Below are 21,252 nucleotides of genomic sequence, written 5' to 3'. Positions count from 1 at the left end.
AAGGTCAAAACCGGCATCACTGTCCCCGAGTTCGGGGTAAGTTAATGGCATGAGCCGTATACGTGGCCCGTATGTACGGTTCTGTGAGAGGGATGAGGCGGTAACGCCTCACCCTACTCGATATGCTAAAGCCAGCGGGGCCGGATTTCGTCGTTTTCGCGCCGGCCGCCGCCCCGGCGGCGATCCCGCTTGTCGGGCTCCCAACGGATCAGCGTCCGCCGGTCGACGATACGGCGGCGTTGTTCCCGGCGCCGTTCAGGACCCTGATAATCACTCATAAGGCTGCTCCCGGGGTTGCATCGAACCGCCTGTGTCTCCTTGTTCAAGCATAGTCCAGGGCGGCATCAGGCGTAGTGAGCCTTTACTTTTGTGGCTGTTTTTCTTTCAGCCAGCGGGGCTGGCCCTTGGCCTTCTGATCGCGCAGCCGCTTTTTCTTCTTGGGGGCCTCGGCCTTGGCGGAACGGCTGTCCGTTTCCTTTTTCTTGCGCGAGGTCACGGCCGCTTCCTTGTGTCTGGGGCGCAGCTCATCGATCACCCGGCGCTTGAGCTTCTGGTCGGTGTAGCGCTCAACCTTCACCACCATCGGCATGTCGTGGGCTTCCACCAGGCTGATGGCGGTGCCCTTGCGCCCGGCCCGGCCGGTGCGGCCGATGCGGTGCACGTAGACGTCGGCGGTGCGCGGCATGTCAAAGTTGATCACGTGGCTGACTTCGGGCAGATCGATGCCCCGGGCCGCCACGTCGGTGGCCACCAGGATATTGACCTTGCCGTTGCGAAAGCGGCGCAGCGCCTCGAAGCGCTTGTCCTGATCCATTTCGCCGCGCAGCCAGGCGTTGTCCAGCCCTTCCTGCTGCAGCCGGCTGGCCAGTTCCATCAGTCGCTCCCGGGTTTTTACGAAGACAATGCTGCGGGTCACGTCCGGCTGGCGCAGCAGGTGGACCAGCAGGGCGAACTTGTGCTCGGGGTTATCCGCCAGGTGCAACCACTGGTTAATCTTCTTGCGTTCGCTGCGGGGCGGCTCGGCGGACAGCTCCACCGGCTCCTTGAGGATATCGGCGGCGAACTTCATCAGGCCTCGGCCTTCCAGGGTGGCGGAAAACAGCATGGTCTGGCGGCGCCATCGGGCCTCGGCGGCGATACGGTCCACATCCCCGATAAAGCCCATGTCGAGCATGCGGTCGGCTTCATCCAGGATCAGCATTTCGATGTCCCGGCTGTCGAAGGATTCTTCTTCGATGTATTGCAGCAGCCGGCCCGGGGTGGCCACCACTATGTCGGTGGTCTTGGTCAGGGCGGGCAGGTGTTTTTCGGCGTCTATGCCCCCCGTGATGGTTTCGACCCGCAGGCCGGTTTCCTTGAGCAGCGCCTTGGCGTCGTCGGCAACCTGTTTGGCCAGCTCCCGGGTCGGGGTGAGGATCAGCACCCGGGCCGGGCCGGCCTGGCGCCTGGGAAAGTCCAGCAAATGCTGGCAGGCGGGCAGCAGGAAGGCGGCGGTCTTGCCGGTACCGGTGGGGGCGGAGGCCATGATGTCCCGTCCGCTCATGGCTTCGGGGATGACCTGGCTCTGAATGGTGGTGGGTCTGGCATAGCCCATGCGTGCCAGGGCGCGGACCAGAATGGGATCCAGTTCCAGTTGCTCGAAGGTCATACTGCTCATGATCGATCTCGTCAGCCTAAAAGGCGGGTATTATAGGCGAAACTCAACCAAAAAACCCGATGGTATCCCATGGCGAGCAGTGGCTTCAGCTTCAAGCAATTTCATGTCGAACACGACCGGTGCGGGATGAAGGTCGGCACCGACGGTATCCTGCTCGGCGCCTGGGCGCCCCTGGGGCAGGCCCGCCGTATCCTGGACGTGGGCACCGGCTCGGGCCTGGTGGCGCTGATGCTGGCCCAGCGCGGCGAGCCCGGGGTGCGCATCACGGGGCTGGAGCCGGACCCGGATGCGGCCGTGCAGGCGGCGGAGAACGTGGCCGCCTCGCCCTGGCCGGAGCGGGTCGAGGTAGTGCGCGGCCGTTTGCAGGCATTCGAGGGCGATCCTTTCGATCTTATCGTGTCCAACCCGCCCTATTTCGGCCATGGCCAGTCCTTTGCCAGCCAAGCCCGGGCCAGCGCCCGCCATACCGGCAGCCTGACCCTTGCCGAGCTTTTCTCTCATGGAAAACGTTTGCTCAGTGCAGATGGCAGAATATGCCTGGTTCTTCCCTGGCAGGCGCGGGATGAAGCACTAAAGCAGGCCGACTCAAACGGCTTTCATCTGCTCGAAAGACAGGAGGTGATCACTCGGGAGGGTAAAGAGTCTGGTCGTTTTTTAATGCAGTTTTCCAGTATTAAATCCTGTTTAAATGTCGGTGAAATTGTCATTAATACTAATAAAAATGAATATGGCGAAAGATATAAAGGCATGGTGTCGCCCTTCTATTTGAAGTTGTAAATTTCGCCTTGAAGTTAATTTTCACATCATTATGCTACTGGCAAGCTCGAAGACTGCCGGTTTTTAGTATTTTACAACTCATCACCGGCAGCACGTCGTATTGATACCGTCATTCGTTTCCAAACGATACCACCCGTTTTGCGGACAGCCGCAGTGAGGTTAGCTGTGAAAAAAACCTTATCCACCTATGACGTCATGGGTCTGGGATTCATGACCTTTGCCTTTTTTCTTGGTGCCGGCAACATCATATTTCCGCCCCTGGCCGGTTTCCTGGCCGGCGAAAATATGGGCAGTGCCATGTTCGGCTTTTTGATCACCGCCGTGGGTCTGCCCCTGGCCGGGCTGGTGGCCGCCGCCCTGGCCGGTGGCGGTCTGCCGGTAATGGGCCGCTACCTGCCTCCCCTGGTGGTGGCGGTCATGGGCAGCGCCATCTTTATTATCATAGGCCCGGCCTTTGCCGCTCCCCGTACCGGCCTGGTGGCCTTCGAGATGGGCATCAAGCCCTTCCTCGACAACCCGGGCCAGGGTGCCCTGACCCTGTATACCATCGTCTTTTTCGGCGTGGCGCTGCTGCTGTCCCTCAGCCAGGGCAGACTGCTGGAGGCGGTGGGCAAACTGCTGACGCCGGTTTTGCTGCTGCTGCTGGTGATCCTGGCCATCGCCGTCTTCGTCAATCCCCAGGGTACCCAGCCCGAGGTGGCCGAGGCCTACCTGAGCCAGCCCTTCGTCAAGGGCTTTATCGAAGGCTATAACACCATGGACACCTTCGCGTCCCTGCTGTTTGCCATTCTGATCCTGGATGTGCTGCGCAAGAAGGGCGTGACCGATACCCGCACTCAGTCACGTTATCTGACCATGGCGGCGCTGATTGCCGCTGCCGGCCTGAGCTTTGTGTATATCTCCCTGTTTATTCTGGGCGGCACCAGCCTGGGCGTGGTGGAGTCCGCCAGCAATGGCGGCGAGATCATCAGCGCCTATGTATTGGCCCTGTTCGGCACTCCCGGCCTGTGGATACTGGCGGGTATCGTCACCCTGGCCTGCCTGACCACAGCGGTGGGACTGATTTCGTCCTGTGCCGATTATTTCCATAACCTGACCGGCAAGGGCCATTACCGGGGCTGGGTGGTGCTGATTGCCCTGGCCTGCATGCTGGTGGCCAACGTCGGCCTGAATACCCTGATCAGCGTGTCCATCCCGATCCTGGTGGCGCTCTATCCGGTAGCGATCGCCCTGGTGCTGGCCACCTACCTGCGGCCGCTGATGAAGTCGCCGGTGTTCGCCTTCCGCCTGATTATCGCCGTGTCCTTTGTGTTTGGCCTGCTCGATGGCCTGCAGGCCGCCGGCCTGAACATGAGCCTGTTCAGCTTCCTGCCGCTGTTTGGCGTCGGCATGGCCTGGGTGCTGCCCACTGCCCTGGCGGCCCTGGTCGGCCTGGTTGGCGGCAAGCTGCGCCAGCAGGCCATGGCCTGAGTCGGCGAGGGTTAAAACCCAGGTTCCCAAGGGGCGGCATAGAGCCGCCCCTTTTGCTTTGGCAAGCAAGGCAGGACAATAGGTCGGAAAAGTCGTCGCTTGATCCCGATCAAGTATCATGCGGATAGAGTTGATAATGGTTATCATTTGATTTAGCTTGGTGGGGACTTTCCACTCAACCGCGAGGAAACCATGATGAAATCCCTTCCGCTGTCCCTTTTTTCCGCCCTGACCCTGCTGTTGGCGGCCCATGTTCAGGCCGAGACGCGCCCGGACCATTACCAGGGAGAGCCTGCCGAGACCCTGGAGCAGGCGGTGACCAACTTCTCCGAGTACAACGCCAGGCTGGCCGAACTGCTGGCGGGAGAGCTGACACCGGCGGCCCTGAGCGAGGTGCACCAGCTCACCTACACCCTGGAAAACGCCCTGGCCAAAATCAATGAAGAAACCGCAGCTCTGGCACAGACCCTGGAGGAGGTGCATGTCGCCTCCGAGAGCAGCCAGCCGCAGCGGGTCAAGGACAGGGGCGAGGCCTATCTGGCGGTATCCCGCACCCTGATCCCCTGAACGGAGGTCTGAGGCAGGACGTGGAATAAAAGATGAAGAGGCGTTACCCGCGGACGGAGCGCGGGTAACGGCGGCTCACAGAGCCGCGATTTCTTCCAGGATCTGGGCCACCCAGGCCTGGATGCGGGCATCGGTGTCGTCGTACTGGTTGGCCTCATCCAGAGACAGGCCGACAAAGTAATGGCCGTCGTCGGTGAGCGCCCTGGAGGCCTCGAACTCGTAGCCCTGGTTGGGCCAGTAGCCGACCAGGGTGGCGCCGCGGGCGGCCACCTTGTCGTGCAGCAGGCCGAGGGCGTCCTGGAACCATTCGCCGTAGCCGAGCTGATCGCCCATGCCGAACAGCGCCACCACCCGGCCGTCCAGATCCAGCTCGTCCACCTCGTCCCAGTGGGATTCCCAGTCTTCCTGCAACTCGCCGAAATCCCAGGTGGAGATGCCGAAGATCAGAATGGGATAGTCTTCGGCGCGCTTGAGCGGCACATCCTTGATATTATGCAGATCGACCAGCTCGGCGCCGAGCTGGTCGCGGATTTTCTCGGCGGCCATCTCGGTATAGCAGGTGGTGGAGCCGTAAAAGAGACCGATATTCATGGCATAGGGTCGTGTCAGCAAAGAGTGGCCCTATCATAACAGAAGCCCGCGTACAGGGCAGAGCCCGGAGTAAGCATGAGCCATCCCCTGGTGGAACAATTTGTCGACGCCCTCTGGCTGGAGAAGGGGCTGTCGGACAACACCCTGGCCTCCTACCGCAGCGATCTGACCCACTTCGCCGCCTGGCTGGACGGTGAGGGGGGCAGCCTGCTGGCGGTGGACGGCCTCACCCTTCAGCAGTACCTGGCGCACCGGCTGGATCTGGGCTTTAAGGCCAGCAGCACGGCGCGCATGCTGAGTGTGCTGCGCCGCTTCTTCCAGTACCTTCACCGGGAGCAGTTGCGCGCCGACGATCCCAGCGTGCTGATCGCCGGCCCCAAGCTGCCCAAACGCTTGCCCAAGGATTTGAGCGAGCAGCAGGTGTCCCGTCTGCTGCAGGCGCCGGAGGTGGGCGACCCCCTGGAGCTGCGCGACAAGGCCATGCTGGAGCTGCTCTACGCCACCGGCCTGCGGGTGAGCGAGCTGGTGAGCCTGTCGATGGAGAGCGTCAGCCTGCGCCAGGGCCTGGTGCGGGTGACCGGCAAGGGCAACAAGGAGCGGCTGGTGCCCATGGGGGAGGAGGCGCTGTACTGGCTGACCCGCTATCTCAAGGAGGCGCGGCCGGTGCTGTTGGGCGAGCAGCCGTCGGACGTGGTGTTCCCCTCGCGCCGGGCCCGGCAGATGACCCGCCAGACCTTCTGGCACCGCATCAAGCATTATGCCCTGCGCGCCGGCATCACCATGGAGCTGTCGCCCCACACCCTGCGCCACGCCTTCGCTACCCACCTGCTCAACCACGGCGCCGACCTGCGGGTGGTGCAGCTGCTGCTGGGCCACTCGGACCTGTCCACCACTCAGATCTACACCCATGTGGCCAACCACCGGCTCAGCGTCCTGCACGAGCAGCATCATCCCAGGGGATAACCGCCTGCGGCGGAGCTGTGCCCTTTGCCCTCTCTATCGCCTCGCAGCCGCCTGTTGGCACCACCTTCAGGCAGCGCCGGGGCTGGGAGGAGGCAACAGGGATGGCCTCCGCCGACCGTCACATGCCAGGGATGGCATGTGCGAGCCTACATGGATGTACTTGCGGCGTGTCGGCGGAGGTAGCCCTGCTGCCTCTTCTCTGCGCTGAATCAGACAGTCGGACTTGTGACTAAGAGTCAGTTATCGCTTCCGGCTCTGTCTACGGCGGGTCGTTGCAAATTCCCCCCGGCGCGGTTAGTGTGGTCGGCCCGTTTAAAAACAAGTCTTGCCCATGTCCGTCCGTTCCCGATTGCCCATCCGCCGGCGTGAAGTCGTGCCCCATCGGTTGCCCGCCGAGCTTTCCCCGCTGCTGCAGCGGCTCTATGCCAGCCGTGGCCTGGTGCAACCCGAGCAGCTCAACCTGCAGGCCGGGGCCCTGCTCAAGCCCGGCTTCAAGGGCATGGCCGAGGCGGTGCGGCTGCTGGCCGAGGCTCTGGAGCAGCAGCGCAGCATACTGATAGTGGGCGATTTCGACTGCGACGGCGCCACCAGCTCGGCGCTGATGGTGCACGGCCTGCGCGCCATGGGCGCGCGGCGGGTCGGCTACCTGGTGCCCAACCGCTTCGACTACGGCTACGGCCTGAGCCCCCAGGTGGTGGACGAGGCGGCGGCCCTGGGCGCCGAACTGCTGATCACCGTGGACAATGGCATTTCCAGCATCAGTGGGGTGGCGGCGGCCAGGGCGGCGGGCATGCAGGTGATCGTCACCGATCACCACCTGCCCGGCGAGGAGACGCCCGAGGCGGACGCCATCGTCAACCCCAACCAGCACGGCTGCGACTTTCCTTCCAAGAACCTGGCCGGGGTGGGGGTGGCCTTCTACCTGCTGCTGGCGCTGCGTTCGGCCCTGGGCGAGCAGGGCTGGTTCGAGCAACGGGGGATAGCGGCGCCCAACATGGCGGACTACCTGGATCTGGTGGCGCTCGGCACCGTGGCGGACGTGGTGGCCCTGGACGGCAACAACCGGGTGCTGGTGCACCAGGGCCTGCAGCGCATGCGCGCCGGCCGGGTGCGGCCCGGCATCCAGGCGTTGATCGACATCTCCGGCCGCAGCCAGGCCCGGCTGACCGCCTCGGATCTGGGCTTCGCCCTGGGTCCCCGGCTCAATGCCGTGGGCCGGCTCGACGACATGTCGATGGGGGTGGCCTGCCTGCTCAGCGACAACCTGGACGAGGCCCGCCGGCTGGCGGCGCTGATGGACGAACTCAACCGGGAGCGCAAGGCCATCGAGGCCAGCATGCAGCAGGAGGCCCTGGCCAGCCTGGCCCGGGTGCGTATCGACGACGGCGCGCTGCCCGCCGGCCTGGTGCTGCACCAGGACGACTGGCACCAGGGGGTGGTGGGACTGGTGGCCTCACGCATCAAGGAACGCTACTTCCGCCCGGTGATCGCCTTCGCCGAGGCGGGCGAGGACGAACTCAAGGGCTCGGGCCGCTCCATTCCCGGGGTGCACCTGCGGGATTTGCTGGAGGCCATCAACAGCCGCCATCCGGGCCTGATCACCAAGTTCGGCGGCCACGCCATGGCGGCGGGGCTGTCGTTGACCAAGGCGGCGCTGGCCCCGTTCAAGGACGCCTTCGAGCGGATGGTGGACGACTGGGTCAGCCCCGAGCTGCTGGCCGGGGACATCCTCACCGACGGCGAACTGGCGGTCCATGAGCTGACCCTGGAGCTGGCCGAGCAACTGCGCTTCGCCGGCCCCTGGGGCCAGGCCTTTCCCGAGCCGCTGTTCGACGGCGAGTTCCGCATCATCCAGCAGCGGCTGGTGGGCGAGAAGCACCTCAAGCTGGTGCTGAGTCCGGACCAGGGGCGCACCCTGTTCGACGCCATCGCCTTCAACGTGGATCTGGCCACTTGGCCCAACGCCGCCATCCAGCAGGTGGAACTGGTGTACAAGCTGGACGTGAACGAATGGAAGGGGCGGCGCCAGCTGCAATTGCTGGTGGAGCAGCTGGCGCCGCTGTAGCAAAGTGCGGCAGACAGCAAAAGGGCCCGCGAGGGCCCTTTTGCGTTATTCCGCCAGGATCAGAGGGTAAAGGCGCTGACCAGACCCTTGAGCTCGTCCGCCTGCTTGTGCAGTTCCCGGGACTGGGCCAGGGACTGGGTCGCATCCTCGGCCAGTTCGTCGGCCACGTCTTTGATGGCGGTGGTGTTCTGGGTGATCTCCCCGGTGACCTGGCTCTGCTCCTCCGCCGCCGTGGCGATCTGGCTGGCCATGTCCGAAATCAGCCCCACCGCCGTGGTGATCTCCGCCAGCGCCTGGGCGGCGGCCTCGGCATCTTCCACACTCAGGCCGGCCAGGTCCTTGCTGGAGCCCATCAGCGCCACCGCCTGGGAGGCGGCCTGCTGCAGGGTGGCGATGGTTTCCTGGATCTCCTGAGTGGCGTTGTGGGTACGCTGGGACAGCACCCGCACCTCGTCGGCCACTACCGCGAAACCGCGGCCCTGCTCGCCGGCCCGAGCCGCCTCGATGGCGGCGTTGAGCGCCAGCAGGTTGGTTTGCTCGGCGATGGCCTGGATGGTGGCCAGCACGCTGGAAATGTCGTGGGCATGCTGATCCAGCCGGGACACCACGTCGGCCGCCTGCTCCATTTCCCGGGCCAGGGCCTGGATGGAATCGCGCGTCTTGTGTACCAGTTGCTTGCCCTGCTCGGTACTGCCGGACGACTGCTGGGCGGCGGTGGCGGTTTGTTCGGCGTTGTGGGCGATCTCCTGGGTGGCGGAGGCCATTTCGGTCACCGCCGTGGCCACCATGGTGACTTCCTGCTGCGCCCGGCCCAGTTCGGTGACGGTCTGGTTGGCGCGTACCGCCGCCTGTTCGGCGCTGCCGCCCAGGTGTTCGGCCTGGCTGCGGATCTGGCGGATCAACTCCGCCTGGCTGCCGACAAAGCGGTTGAAGTTGGCGGCCAGCAGGCCCACTTCGTCACGGCCGTGCAACTCGATACGCTGGGTCAGGTCGCCCTGGCCGTCGGCGATCTGGGCGAGTGCCCGGGACACCTTGACCAGAGGCGCCAGCAGGAATTGTACCAGCAGACCGATCAGCACCACGGCGGTGATAATGACCAGGGTCGCCAGGCCCAGCTGTTGCCACAGCAGGGTGGCAAGCGGCGCTTCCAGGGCGGCCCGGTCGAGCACGAACAGCAATTGCCAGTCGCTGCCCGGTACCGGCTGGGCATACACCAGCTTGTCCTGGTCCGCCAGGTTCACCGGGCTCAGCAGGGCGGACTGGCGCCAGCGATTGAGGTTGTCCGCAGACAGATTCTGGTCTATCCGGGTGGCCGGCTGCAGCACCAGGGACTCATCCTGGTGGACGATCAGGGTGCCGTTGTTGTCGAGCATCATGGCATAGCCGTCAGCCGGCAGGCGGATGGCGTTGATGTCTTCAACCAGGCTGGCGATGGAAACGTCGCCGCCGATCACCCCGGCCAGGCGGCCGTTTTGCTGCACCGGCTGGGCCAGGGTGACGACCATAACGCCATAGGTCACATCCATGTAGGGGGGAGTGACAATGGCGGTGTTGGCCCGTTGGGCCTGCTGATACCAGGGACGGAGGCGGGGGTCGTAGCCGGAACGATCCCGGGGCTGGGCGTCGTGCATCACGCCTTCCGCGGTGCCATAGTAGCCAAGCTGAAAATCACCGGCCTCTTCAATCAACTGCAGCGCCGGCAGGGGGTTGCCTTCCAGGTGCCTGGCGGCGGCGCCCAGCATCGCATGGCGGCTGCCCAGCCACTCGGCCACCTTGGCGGCTTCCTTTTCGGCCAGGCCGGATACCAGTACCTCGCTGTCGTGGTACAGCTGGCCCTTCATGTCCCGGAAACTGAGCCCGCTGATCACCAGCACGGTGATCACAATGGCAGCGACAAAACTTAACAGAATCTTGTGCTTTAATTTAAGGTTTTTCACTTTTTTAATTCTGATGTGGGAGGTTTCCCATTATATCGGCACCTGTTGCAAAAAGATTAATCGAAACTTAATGCCGCGCTATGCTTGAAATCTGGCCGCGCCCTGCTGCGTTTGGGCCCGGCTTTCGGTAGAATGGCCGGCCTGATTTTGGCGAGCCGCCAAACACACTCACTCAGCACAACAGAGAGTCTGTCGAGCCATGTTTGAAGTAAACCCTGTGTACAACAAACTCAAGGAGCTGTCTGAACGGGCACAGCTCCTTAGGGGGTACCTTTGACTACGATGCCAAGAAAGAGCGTCTGGAAGAGGTAAACGCCGAGCTGGAACAGCCGGATGTATGGAACCAGCCCGAGCGCGCCCAGGCACTGGGTAAGGAAAGGTCCACCCTGGAAGGGGTGGTCGGCACCCTGGAAGAACTGGATCAGGGCATAGAGGATATCGGTGGCCTGGTCGAGCTGGCGGTGGAAGAAGAAGACGAAGACACTTTCGAGGAATCCAAGGCCGAGCTGGACGTGTTGGAAAAGAAACTGGCGGATCTGGAATTCCGCCGCATGTTCTCCGGCGAACAGGACGGCTCCGACTGCTACCTGGATCTGCAGGCCGGCTCCGGCGGCACCGAGGCCCAGGACTGGTGCAACATGGTGCTGCGCATGTACCTGCGCTGGGGCGAGGCCCGCGGCTTCAAGACCGAGATCATCGAACTGTCGGAAGGCGAAGTGGCCGGCATCAAGTCCGCCACCGTCAAGTTCAGCGGCGAATACGCCTACGGCTGGCTGCGTACCGAATCCGGCGTGCACCGGCTGGTGCGCAAGTCGCCGTTCGACTCCGGCGGCCGTCGCCACACCTCCTTCTGCTCCGCCTTCGTGTACCCCGAGATCGATGAAGATATCGAGATCGAAATCAACCCGGCGGATCTGCGGGTCGACACCTACCGCGCTTCCGGCGCCGGCGGCCAGCACGTCAACAGAACCGACTCGGCGGTGCGCATTACCCACGAGCCCACCGGCATAGTGGTGCAGTGCCAGAACGACCGCTCCCAGCACAAGAACCGGGATCAGGCGATGAAGCAGCTGAAGGCCAAGCTGTACGAGCTGGAGCTGCAGAAGCAGAACGCCGAGAAGCAGGCGCTGGAAGACAGCAAGTCCGACATCGGCTGGGGCAGCCAGATCCGCTCCTACGTGCTGGACGACGCCCGCATCAAGGACTTGCGCACCGGGGTTGAAACCCGCAACACCCAGTCGGTGCTGGATGGCGACCTGGACAAGTTTATCGAAGCCAGCCTCAAGTCCGGGCTGTAATTCCCCGGAACCGGTCAGCCGGGGCGGGGGCAGCCTAAGCCAACCGTCGATGGCGGGGATGCCATCGTCGAGCATAGATGGGCGAGCGAGAGCTCGCGTGTACCAAGCGGTTGGCCCGACCGAATGCCCGGTGGACATTCGCAGCGGGCCAACCGCGAAGGTGGCATTAATATGCTGCGTGTTGGCGTGGCTGCCCCCGGCCCTGGCGGGCAGAAGGGCTCAAAACAAGATTCAAACAAGGCTTAATCATGACAGAGCAGCTACAAGACGAGAACAAACTCATTGCCGAGCGCCGTGCCAAGCTCGAGCAGATCCGCAAGGACTGCCCGGCCAACGCGCACCCCAACGACTTCCGCCGCGAACACCTGGCCGGCGATCTGCAGGCCGAATTCGGCGAGCACGACAAGGACGCCCTCGAAGCCCTGGGCAAGGTGGTGTCCGTGGCCGGCCGCATCATGGCCAAGCGCGGCCCCTTCCTGGCCCTGCAGGACATGTCCGGCCGCATCCAGGCCTACGCCACCAAGGAAGCCCAGCAGATCATCAAGGATCAGTACGGCGGCCTGGACATCGGCGACATCATCGGGGTCAAGGGGGTGCTGCACAAGTCCGGCAAGGGCGATCTCTACGTCAACCTGGATGAATTCAAGCTGCTCACCAAGGCGCTGCGTCCCCTGCCCGAGAAGTTCCACGGCCTCTCGGATCAGGAAACCCGCTACCGCCAGCGCTACCTGGATCTGATCACCAACGAAGACTCCCGCCGCACCTTCCAGGTGCGCTCCCAGGTGATGGCGGCCATCCGCCAGTTCATGAACAGCCACGGCTTTATGGAAGTGGAAACCCCCATGATGCAGGTGATCCCCGGCGGCGCCTCGGCCCGCCCCTTCATCACCCACCACAATGCGCTGGATCTGGACATGTACCTGCGCATCGCCCCCGAGCTGTACCTTAAGCGGCTGGTGGTGGGCGGTTTCGAGAAGGTGTTCGAGATCAACCGCAACTTCCGCAACGAAGGCCTGTCGCCGCGCCACAACCCCGAGTTCACCATGATGGAGTTCTACTGGGCCTACGCCGACTACCGCGACCTGATGGACTTCACCGAAGAGATGCTGCGCACCGTGGCGACCCAGGTACTGGGCACCGCCGAGGTGAAATACGGCGAGGAAGTGTTCGACTTCGGCAAGCCCTTCGCGCGCCTGAGCATGAAGGACGCCATCCTCAAGTACAACCCCGAGGTGACCCTGGAGCAGCTGGCCACCTATGACGGCGCCTGCGAAGTGGCCAAGGATCTCAAGATCAAGGTCGAGAAGTCCTGGGGCCTGGGCCGGGTGATCACCGAGATCTTCGAGGAGACCGCCGAGCACCGCCTGATCCAGCCGACCTTCATCACCGAGTACCCGGCGGAAGTGTCCCCGCTGGCGCGCCGCAACGACAACGACCCGAGCATCACCGATCGCTTCGAGTTCTTTATCGGCGGCCGCGAAATCGCCAACGGCTTCTCCGAGCTGAACGACGCCGAGGATCAGGCCCAGCGTTTCCGCGATCAGGTGGAGCAGAAGGAAGCGGGTGACGACGAAGCCATGTTCTACGACGAGGACTACGTCACCGCCCTGGAGCACGGCCTGCCGCCCACCGCCGGCCAGGGCATCGGCATCGACCGCCTGGTGATGCTGCTGACCGACTCCCACACCATCCGCGACGTCATCCTGTTCCCGACCCTGCGCCCACAGCGCTAAATTCGGGTGGTTTCCAGGAGAGTTCCAAGCCGGTCACCGACCGGCTTTTTCGTTTCTGGGATGGCTCAGCCACCCAGGCGGGCAGCGGTGTAGTTGGCGATGGCGGTGTCCTGGACCCCGGTGCCGCTCAGGTCGCAGACGGTGATCTGCTCGGGAGCGGTGCGCAGGCCAAGCCCCTCGGCAATCACCTGGCCCAGCTCAAACACCGGCTTGGTAAAGGGATCGGGGAAGTGGTGCAGCTCGCCGATGGTCTCCGACTGGCTGCGCCTGTCCACCACCAGGGCGTCGGCGTTGGCCAGTATCGCCGGCTCCAGCTCGTGCTTGTGGCCGTTGTCCGAGCCCATGGCGGTCACGTGGGTGCCGGGGCGTAGGTCGGCCCAGTGCAGCACCGGGCTGGAGGCCGGCGTGGTGGTCACGACGATGTCGGCCCGGGCGCAGGCGGAAGCCGCGCTCTGGTGCAGGGTCACCGGCAGGCCGTATTGGTGCGCCATGGTGTCCTGGTAGACGAGCATGCTGTCGGTGTTGCGGGCGAACACATGTACTTCCCGTATCGGGCGCACCAGGCTCAGGGCCGCGACCTGCAGTTCGGCCTGCAGGCCGGCGCCGATCACCGCCACCGAGCCGCTGTCTGGCCGCGACAGGTATTTGGCGGCGATGGCGCCGGCCAGGGCGGTGCGGATGTCGGTGAGATAGCCTTCGTCGAACAGCACCGAGTCCACCACCCCGGTTTTGGCCGAAAACAGTATCATCAGGCCGTTGAGGCTGGGCAGGCCAAGTTTGGGGTTGTTGAAAAAGCCGGAGCTTATCTTGAGGGCGAACCGCTCCTGGCCGCGGATATGGGCGGTCTTGACGTCCACCTCGCCGTTGCTCTCGCCGATGTTCATGCTGAGCACCGGCGGCATGGTGACCTCGCCCCGGCCCAGGGCGGCGAAACCGGCTTCCACCGCCGCCAGGGCGTCGTCGGTCAGGCCGGTGACCTCGGTGATTTGCGCTTTATGATAAATCTTCATGTTTTGCTCCAAAGCGGAATGTCCTGATGGGGTGTCGGTCAGCGCGATGCCGCCGCCAGCGCCCGGGCCCGGTCGAAGGTGTCCAGCGCCACGTTGTGGCCGCTGACCACGAACACCACCTGCTTGCCGCGCACGTCCAGGCTGTGCTGCTCGATGGCGGCCACGCCCACCACGGCGGCGCCTTCCACCAGCATCTTCTCGTGCTCGACGAAGTGCACCATGGCGCTGGCGATGGCGGCTTCGCTGACCAGGTAGGCCCTGTCCATGTGCCGGCGCACCGCCTCGAAGCTGTAGCGGTTGTGCAGGCCGATACCGCCGCCCAGGCTGTCGGCGAAGGATTCGTATTCGGTCACCTGCACCGGCTGGCCCGCCTCCAGGCTGGCCACCATGGCCGCGCCCCTGTCCATGGTGACGCCGACCAGCTCCACCCTGGGCTTGATGCCCTTGATGGCGATGCCGATGCCGCCCACCAGGCCGCCCCCGGACAGGCCGGCGAAGACGGTGTCGACGGTCGGCAGGTCCTCCAGGATCTCCAGGCCGATGGTGCCCTGGCCGGTGATGATGTCCGGGTGATCGAAGGGCGGCAGGTAGACCATGCCCTGCTCTTCGACCAGGCGCAGGGCTTCCACCTCGGCCTCGTCCTGGGAATTGCCGATAATGCGCACTTCGGCGCCCAGGGCCCGGATGGCCTCGACCTTGTTGGCCGGGACCAGCCGGGACATGCAGATCAGGGTGTGAATGCCGAGCCGCTGGCCGGCATAGGCGATGGCACGGCCGTGGTTGCCGGTGGAGCAGGTGACCACGCCGGCCTGGCGCTGTTCCGGGCCGAGCCGGCTCATGGCGAAGGTGGCGCCGCGCAGCTTGAAGGCGCCGATGGGCTGGAGGGTTTCGAGCTTGAGCCAGGCCTCGCAGGCGAAGCGGCGCGACAGGGTCTCGGAGCGGATCAGGGGCGTGCGCGCCACCTGGCCTTGCAGTGCCTGCCGGGCCCGATAGATCCGCGACAGGTCGGGGAGTACATCCGTTGCTGGCATCCTTTGCCTCTCTGGTGGTGATGACCGCAAAAGCCAGGTTCGGCGGGCGAACCTGGCTGAGTGATATTTGCTGAAAGCTGAAAGCTTCCGGCTTTCGTCTATTTACTTGGCGTTCCACTCACCGCTGCGGACCAGCTTGTCGGTGACCTTGTTCACCGCCCGCAGGGTACGCTCAACAATGTCATCCACCTCGCCCTTGGTGACCACCAGCGGCGGGGCAAAGCCCAGGATGTCGCCGTGGGGCATGGCGCGGGCGATCAGGCCCTGCTCCAGACAGGCGGCGGCGATCTGCGGGCCCACCTTGAGGTTGGGATCGAAGTGCTCGCGCCTGGCCTTGTTGCTGGAGAATTCCAGGGCGTGCAGCAGGCCCACGCCGCGGCTTTCGCCCACCAGCGGGTGCTCGGCAAAGGTGTCCTGCATGCGTTGCTGCAGGTAGGCACCCACGTCACGGGCGTTGGCCACCAGTCCTTCGCGCTCAATGATGTCCAGGTTGCACAGGGCGGAAGCGGCACCCATGGGGTGGCCGGAATAGGTGTAGCCGTGGCCGATGGCGCCCCACTGATCGGTACCCTGCTCCAGTACGCTCCATACCTTTTCGCCCACGATCACGCCGGACAGCGGCTGATAGGCGGAGGTCAGGCCCTTGGCCACGGTCATCAGATCCGGCTTCATGTCGTAGTAGAGGGAGCCGAAATCGGCGCCCAGGCGACCGAAACCACACACCACTTCGTCGGCAATCAGCAGAATGTCGTACTTGTCGAGCACCTTGCGGATCTCGGTCCAGTAGCCCTCGGGCGGCGGCACGATACCGCCGGTACCCAGCACCGGCTCGCCGATCATGGCGGCAACGGTATCCGGACCCTCGGCCAGGATCATCTCTTCCAGCTTGGCGGCGCAGTACCTGGAGAACTCCAGCTCGCTCATGTTGTCATCGGGGCGACGGTAGTAGACCGGCGCTATGGTGTGCTTGATGCGCTCCAGCGGCAGATCGAAGTGGGCATGGAACAGCGGCAGACCGGTCATGGAGCCGGAGGCGATGCTGGAGCCGTGGTAGCCCCGATCCCGGGAGATCACCTTTTTCTTCTGGGGCAGGCCGCGGGCGTTGTTGTAGTACCACACCAGCTTGAGCTGGGTCTCGTTGGCGTCGCTGCCGGACATGCCGTAGTACACCTTGCTCATGCCGGCGGGGGCCATCTTGATGATGCGGTCGGACAGCTCGATCAGCGCCTCGTTGGTGTGGCCCACATAGGTGTGGTAGTAGGCCAGCTTCTTGGCCTGCTCGTAGATGGCCTCGGCCATTTCGGTGCGGCCGTAGCCGATGTTCACGCAGTACAGGCCGGCGAAGGCGTCGATCAGCTCCACGCCTTCGGAGTCCTGGATGCGAATGCCCTGGGCGCCGGTGATGATGCGGCCGCCCACTTCACCCTGAGCGTACTGCTTCAGGTGGGTGGAAGCGTGGAACACGGTGTTGCGGTCGATTTCGAGCAGCTTTTTGGTATCTATGGTCATGTTAAATACTCCTGTAATCAGTACGTAAAGTGGCTATGTTGTTCCATCTGCCGAGTTCAGCTGCCGCTGACGGTGGGCAAGGCCCCCAGGCAGTAATATTTGATCTGGCTGTATTCATCGAAGCCATGACGGCTGCCCTCACGGCCCAGGCCGGATTGCTTGACCCCGCCGAAGGGGATGGGGTGGCCGGTCATCTTCACCGAGTTGACCGATACCATGCCAAACTCCAGGCCGCGCATCAGCTGCCAGATATGGCGGATGTCGTGGCCGTACACATAGGCGGCCAGGCCGTATTCGGTGTCGTTGGCCAGGGGGATCAGCTCGTCGATGCTGTCGTAGGGCAGCACCCCGGCCACCGGACAGAAGTTCTCCTCACGGAACACCTTCATGTCGGGAGTGACGTCGGCCAGCAGGGTGGGCATAAAGAAGTTCTCGCCCGGCGCCTGGCGCTGGTCGCCGGCAATCAGCCGGGCGCCCTTGGCGAGGGCGTCGTCGACGATGGCCTGGGCCTTGTCCACCGCCTGGCGGAAGATCAGCGGGCCCATGGTCACGCCGTCATCAAAGCCGTTGCCTACCTTGATGGTGGCCATTTCGGCGGCGAAGGCGGTTAGGAAGGCCTCATACTTGTCGCGCGGCACAAAAATACGGTTGGCGGCCAGGCAGTCCTGCCCGGCGGTCTGGAACTTGGCGTCCACGGCGGCCTTGGCGGCGGCGCTGATGTCCATGTCCGGCAGCACGATGAAGGGGGCGTTGCCGCCGAGCTCCATGGAGCACTTCTTGACGGTGGCCGCGGCCTGCTCCAGCAGCAGCTTGCCGACCCGGGTCGAGCCGGTGAAGGACAGCGCCTTGACCTTGTCGGAGCGGCACAGCACGCCGCACACCTCGGCGCCGTCGCCGGGAATGACGTTATAAACCCCGGCCGGAAAGCCGGCGCGCTCGGCCAGCTCGGCCAGCGCCAGGGCGGAGAAGGGGGTTTCGTTGGCCGGCTTGACCAGCACGGTGCAGCCGATGGCCAGGGCCGCCGCCGCCTTGCGGGTGATCATGGCGCTGGGGAAGTTCCAGGGCGTGATCAACGCCGCCACGCCGATGGGCTCGCGCAGGGTGGCCAGCTGGGCGTTGGGAATATGGCTGGGGATGGTCTCGCCGTAGGCGCGGCGGGCCTCTTCCGCGAACCAGCGGATAAAGGAGGCACCGTAGTCGATTTCGCCGCGGGCATCACTCAGGCTCTTGCCCTGCTCCAGCACCATCAGTACCGCCAGGTCTTCCTTGTTGTCGAGGATGAGATCGTGCCAGCGCATCAGGATGGCGGCGCGCTCGTCGGCCAGCAGTGCCCGCCAGGCGGGGAAGGCGCGTTCGGCGGCGTCGATGGCCTGGCTGACCTGCAGCGGCTGCAGCTGGGTGCAGTGACCGATGATGTCGTCGGTGGCCGGGTTGATCACGGCCAGATCGTCGTTGCCGTTGACCCATTTGCCGTTGACATAGGCCAGTTCGCGAACCAGCCGGGGATCCTTGAGATAGGGCATCATGGCTTCGGTGACCTTGCTGTCGGATACCTGCTTGAGGATAAGGCTCATAAACACCACCAATTCGTTGTTTGGGTACAGGTTGTTGCTATGAGGTCATTCTAGGAGCGATGGCGGGGAGATACTTTTTGTTGCCCCGGCGTTGGCGGGGCGATTTTTCTGATAACCGAGGTTAAAAAATTGTTTTTTTCTGGAGGGAGGGAAAAGCTGGGACTGGGGACTGGGGACTGGGGACTGGGGACTGGGGACTGGGGACTTTGCCCGTCCCCGGTCTTCAGTCCTACTCCTTGTATTCCGCCGCGAATTCCAGCCTGGGCTGCTGCTGCTTGATGGTCTTGGTGACGATATAGGTGAAGTAGCGCTCTATGCCGAGCCCGGAGGTGAGCCAGCTGTCGATCAGCCGCTGGTACTGGTCGATGCCGTCGCACATCACCTTGAGGACATAGTCGACGCCGCCGCCGGTGGCGTAGCAGTCCACTACCTGGTCGCACTGCAGCATGGCCTGCTCGAAGCGGCTGAAGGCTTCGGCGCTGTGCTGCTTGAGGCTGACCTCCACCAGCACCGGCGAGCGCCTGAACAGCACTTCGGTGTTGATGCGGGCGCCGTAGCCCTGGATGATGCCGGCGTCCTCCAGCCGTTTGACCCGCTCCCAGCAGGGGCTGACCGAGAGGCTGATGGCCTCGGCCAGGCCGGATTTGGTGATGCGGCCCTGCTGGTGCAGGATTTGCAAAATTTTGATGTCGTAGCGATCCAGACGCATGGGGCTTCCTGCTTGTTGCTGTGTCGGTGTCGTGCTCTTCAGTGCCGCACCCCTGGGTTGGGCGGGCTGGTGGCATCCGTTCTTGTCTGAGTATACAAAAGGCCGTAGATGACAACCAGCAGCCCTTTTTGCTCAAGTACTTATCTTGGTTTGCTGTGGTCTCCGGCAGGGCCGGGAAACGGGCTGGCGGCTGCGCCGGCATGATGGCACCAGGCAGCCGCCCCTCAGCGATCGGTTGGGAAAGGGCCTGTTTGGCCGGGCGGCGACTGGGGCGCCGGGGAGAAATGCAGTGTGTCCACGCGTGTAACCTCATCAATCCGGATGGTCCCTTCCAGGCTGGCGGACAAGCCGCTGCTGCCATCATGACAATCATCCAAAAACTGGATCATCCAGATCTATTGTCCTAGTATGTTATTTCGTTAGCTAGTACACATCAGTGTATTCGTGGGTGTCAATTATTATATTGAGCTATGACAATCAATCTTGAGCCGTTACTGAAAACCGGTATTCCCAAGTACCTGGCCATCGCCGAGGCGCTGGAGGAAGCCATCGCCCGGGGCGAGCTGCCCTCCGGCACCCGCCTGCCTACCCACAGGGAACTGGCCGAGCAGTTGAAGGTCAGCGTGCAGACGGTCAGCAATGCCTATGCCCATGCGGAAAAGCAGGGCGTCATCAAGGCCAGGGTCGGTAGCGGCACCTTTGTCAGCGAATACGGGGCGGACAAGGAAACCGAGCTGATGCTGGCCGACGACACCGAACTGGACGGCAAGGCCATCGATTTGTCCATCGCCCATCCGGTGTGCACGCCCGAGTTGTCCCGCCTGTTTGGCGAGACCCTGGTGCAGATAGGCGAGGGGCACAACGAGGCCCTGATCCGTGCCATGCGTCCGGTGCAGGGGCTGAGGCCCCACCTGGAGGCGGCAGCGCGCTGGCTGGAATACCAGAAAATGCCGGTGGAGCCGGAGCGGATATTGCTGTGCAACGGAGCGTCCCAGGGGCTGACCCTGGCGCTGGAGGCGGTGTTGCAACCCGGTGACTGGATTGCCTGCGAAGAGCTGGTGGACCATGGCCTGATTGCCCGTTCGCGCATGCTCCACACCCGGTTGCTGGGATTGCCCGTCGACCGGGAAGGGATTATTCCCGAGGCGCTGGAGGAGGCCTGCCGGCGTCGCAAGATAAGGGTGCTGTGCTGTACGCCCAGCATGAGCAATCCCGGCAGCAGTCATATGGGTGCCGAACGCCGGCAAGCCATCGCAGAGCTGGCGCGCCGCTACCATCTGATGGTGATCGAGGACGATGTGTATGGTGCGCTGGAGCCCGAACGCCAGCCGCCCCTGTCCAGCCTGTTGCCTGAGCAGTCGTTTTATGTCACCAGCCTGACCAAAGTGGTGGCCCCGGGGCTGCGTTGCGGCTTTATGGTGCCGCCCCGCCACCTGATGCAGCATTGCGTCGCGCGGCTGGCCAGTTCGAGCTGGATGGCGACGCCGCTGGGCTTTGAGGTGGCCAGTCGTTGGATGGATAACGGCACCCTGGTCCGGCTGGTGGCTTTCCAGCAACAGGAGTTCGCCGCCCGCCAGCAACTGGCCCGGGAACGGCTGTCGGGGTTTGAATACGATTGTCATCCCTTCGGGATGCACCTGTGGCTGCGCCTGCCGGAGGGCTGGCAGGCGGATCAACTGGTGGCCTCGGCGCGCCAGGCGAACATGCTGATCACCGGCTACCAGCCCTTTGTGGTAGAGCCGGAAACCCGGCTGGGCCGGGTGCGCATCAGCCTGGGAGTGGAGAGCCGCCGCCAGCGGGTAGGGCATGGCCTGCAATTGCTGGCGGACATGCTCAATGCGCCTCCGCCGCCCACACATTTTCTGTTGTGAGGGACAATTACAGAAGAAGTCGCAACACCATGGCTCACGACACGAAAAAAACGGCCGGAGCAATCCGGTTAGCATAAATGTAATGCAAGTGTTAACGCAAAAGCATCAAAAGGGAGGTTTAGCCACCGTCAATTGCCACCGGCACTGTCCGTCAATTTCGTCAATGTGGAATCAACCAGCAGAAGGATTACTGACATGAGCAAGACATTACCGCGCCTGACCACCACCCTGTCACTGGCCGCCCTGGCCCTGACGTCCGCCCAGGCCGGCGCCGCCAACTGGAAATACGCCATCGAGGAAAGCCTGTCCGAGGTCCAGGGCGTCTATGCCACCAAGTTCAAGGAAGTCATCGAGGCCAACTCCGACCACAAGGTACAAATCTACCCCTTCGGCACCCTCGGCGAGTCGGTCGACGTCATGGAGCAGGCCCAGGCCGGGCTGCTGCAGTTCGTCGACCAGTCTCCGGGCTTTACCGGCAGCCTGATCCCCG

Annotated in this window: 17 protein-coding genes and 1 pseudogene; 9 read left to right on the top strand and 9 right to left on the bottom strand. The window is 63.7% G+C overall.

All coding sequences use genetic code 11. The features are described 5' to 3' along the window. Positions 1 to 125: 125 nt before the first annotated feature. Positions 126 to 278 (bottom strand): hypothetical protein, encoded by a 153-nt coding sequence (locus tag C7I36_RS17485; protein ID WP_181256420.1) that lies wholly within the window; start codon positions 276 to 278, stop codon positions 126 to 128. 83 nt (positions 279 to 361) lie between these two features. Then, the gene (gene srmB / locus C7I36_RS16465) at positions 362 to 1,657 is read right to left on the bottom strand and encodes an ATP-dependent RNA helicase SrmB (protein ID WP_106454765.1); all 1,296 of its coding nucleotides are present in this window, start codon (positions 1,655 to 1,657) and stop codon (positions 362 to 364) included. A 69-nt stretch (positions 1,658 to 1,726) separates the two neighbouring features. On the opposite strand from srmB, the gene C7I36_RS16460 reads away from it, so the two are divergent. From C7I36_RS16460 to C7I36_RS16450, 3 genes are all read left to right on the top strand, one after another. After that, positions 1,727 to 2,434, top strand: a complete 708-nt coding sequence (locus C7I36_RS16460) for a tRNA1(Val) (adenine(37)-N6)-methyltransferase (protein ID WP_106454764.1) — start codon at positions 1,727 to 1,729, stop codon at positions 2,432 to 2,434. A 165-nt stretch (positions 2,435 to 2,599) separates the two neighbouring features. Further along, the gene (gene brnQ, locus C7I36_RS16455) at positions 2,600 to 3,904 is read left to right on the top strand and encodes a branched-chain amino acid transport system II carrier protein (protein ID WP_106454763.1); all 1,305 of its coding nucleotides are present in this window, start codon (positions 2,600 to 2,602) and stop codon (positions 3,902 to 3,904) included. 192 nt (positions 3,905 to 4,096) lie between these two features. After that, entirely contained in the window at positions 4,097 to 4,471 is a 375-nt protein-coding gene (locus tag C7I36_RS16450; protein WP_106454762.1) for a DUF6746 family protein, read from the top strand. Positions 4,472 to 4,546: 75 nt separating this feature from the next. On the opposite strand, the gene fldB is transcribed toward C7I36_RS16450, so the two are convergent. Then, on the bottom strand, positions 4,547 to 5,062 hold the full coding sequence (fldB, locus tag C7I36_RS16445) for a flavodoxin FldB (protein WP_106454761.1): 516 nt from the start codon (positions 5,060 to 5,062) through the stop codon (positions 4,547 to 4,549). Positions 5,063 to 5,137: 75 nt separating this feature from the next. Here fldB and xerD point away from each other — a divergent pair, with 75 nt between their 5' ends. Both xerD and recJ read left to right on the top strand, forming a co-directional pair. Next, positions 5,138 to 6,025, top strand: a complete 888-nt coding sequence (gene xerD, locus C7I36_RS16440) for a site-specific tyrosine recombinase XerD (RefSeq protein WP_094038539.1) — start codon at positions 5,138 to 5,140, stop codon at positions 6,023 to 6,025. Between the two features lie 325 nt (positions 6,026 to 6,350). Continuing rightward, positions 6,351 to 8,090: a single-stranded-DNA-specific exonuclease RecJ gene (gene recJ, locus C7I36_RS16435; RefSeq protein WP_425445052.1), complete on the top strand. Its 1,740-nt coding sequence runs from the start codon at positions 6,351 to 6,353 to the stop codon at positions 8,088 to 8,090. Between the two features lie 59 nt (positions 8,091 to 8,149). Here the strand turns inward: recJ and C7I36_RS16430 are convergent, their stop codons facing one another. Beyond that, positions 8,150 to 10,027, bottom strand: coding sequence for a methyl-accepting chemotaxis protein (locus tag C7I36_RS16430; RefSeq protein ID WP_106454759.1), 1,878 nt, complete (start codon positions 10,025 to 10,027; stop codon positions 8,150 to 8,152). 199 nt (positions 10,028 to 10,226) lie between these two features. Here C7I36_RS16430 and prfB point away from each other — a divergent pair. Both prfB and lysS read left to right on the top strand, forming a co-directional pair. Beyond that, a protein-coding gene (gene prfB / locus C7I36_RS16425) for a peptide chain release factor 2 (protein ID WP_106454758.1) occupies positions 10,227 to 11,325 on the top strand; the annotation gives its coding sequence in 2 pieces (ribosomal slippage) (positions 10,227 to 10,301 and positions 10,303 to 11,325; 1,098 coding nt in all). 248 nt (positions 11,326 to 11,573) lie between these two features. Continuing rightward, complete coding sequence (gene lysS, locus C7I36_RS16420; RefSeq protein ID WP_181256419.1) at positions 11,574 to 13,058, top strand: lysine--tRNA ligase; 1,485 nt, start codon at positions 11,574 to 11,576, stop codon at positions 13,056 to 13,058. Positions 13,059 to 13,123: 65 nt separating this feature from the next. Here the strand turns inward: lysS and C7I36_RS16415 are convergent, their stop codons facing one another. The 5 genes from C7I36_RS16415 to C7I36_RS16395 form a co-directional block, all read right to left on the bottom strand. Then, the gene (locus C7I36_RS16415) at positions 13,124 to 14,068 is read right to left on the bottom strand and encodes a cyclodeaminase (protein WP_106454768.1); all 945 of its coding nucleotides are present in this window, start codon (positions 14,066 to 14,068) and stop codon (positions 13,124 to 13,126) included. A 38-nt stretch (positions 14,069 to 14,106) separates the two neighbouring features. Continuing rightward, positions 14,107 to 15,099, bottom strand: coding sequence for a hydroxyectoine utilization dehydratase EutB (eutB, locus tag C7I36_RS16410; RefSeq protein WP_106454757.1), 993 nt, complete (start codon positions 15,097 to 15,099; stop codon positions 14,107 to 14,109). 102 nt (positions 15,100 to 15,201) lie between these two features. Continuing rightward, the gene (locus C7I36_RS16405) at positions 15,202 to 16,608 is read right to left on the bottom strand and encodes an aspartate aminotransferase family protein (RefSeq protein WP_106454756.1); all 1,407 of its coding nucleotides are present in this window, start codon (positions 16,606 to 16,608) and stop codon (positions 15,202 to 15,204) included. Between the two features lie 56 nt (positions 16,609 to 16,664). Further along, positions 16,665 to 18,182 (bottom strand): NAD-dependent succinate-semialdehyde dehydrogenase, encoded by a 1,518-nt coding sequence (locus C7I36_RS16400; RefSeq protein ID WP_106454767.1) that lies wholly within the window; start codon positions 18,180 to 18,182, stop codon positions 16,665 to 16,667. Positions 18,183 to 18,411: 229 nt separating this feature from the next. Beyond that, positions 18,412 to 18,891, bottom strand: coding sequence for an Lrp/AsnC family transcriptional regulator (locus tag C7I36_RS16395; protein ID WP_106454755.1), 480 nt, complete (start codon positions 18,889 to 18,891; stop codon positions 18,412 to 18,414). A 470-nt stretch (positions 18,892 to 19,361) separates the two neighbouring features. Between C7I36_RS16395 and ehuR the strand changes: the two genes are divergently transcribed. Together ehuR and C7I36_RS16385 are read left to right on the top strand one after the other, a co-directional pair. Beyond that, complete coding sequence (ehuR, locus tag C7I36_RS16390) at positions 19,362 to 20,762, top strand: MocR-like ectoine utilization transcription factor EhuR (protein WP_181256417.1); 1,401 nt, start codon at positions 19,362 to 19,364, stop codon at positions 20,760 to 20,762. Positions 20,763 to 20,957: 195 nt separating this feature from the next. Next, positions 20,958 to 21,252, top strand: a pseudogene (locus C7I36_RS16385) (hypothetical protein); the annotation flags it as partial.

Source organism: Zobellella taiwanensis (genome assembly GCF_003012795.1).
GTDB classification, from domain to species: domain Bacteria; phylum Pseudomonadota; class Gammaproteobacteria; order Enterobacterales; family Aeromonadaceae; genus Oceanimonas; species Oceanimonas taiwanensis.
This window is presented reverse-complemented; position numbering and strand designations above follow the sequence as displayed.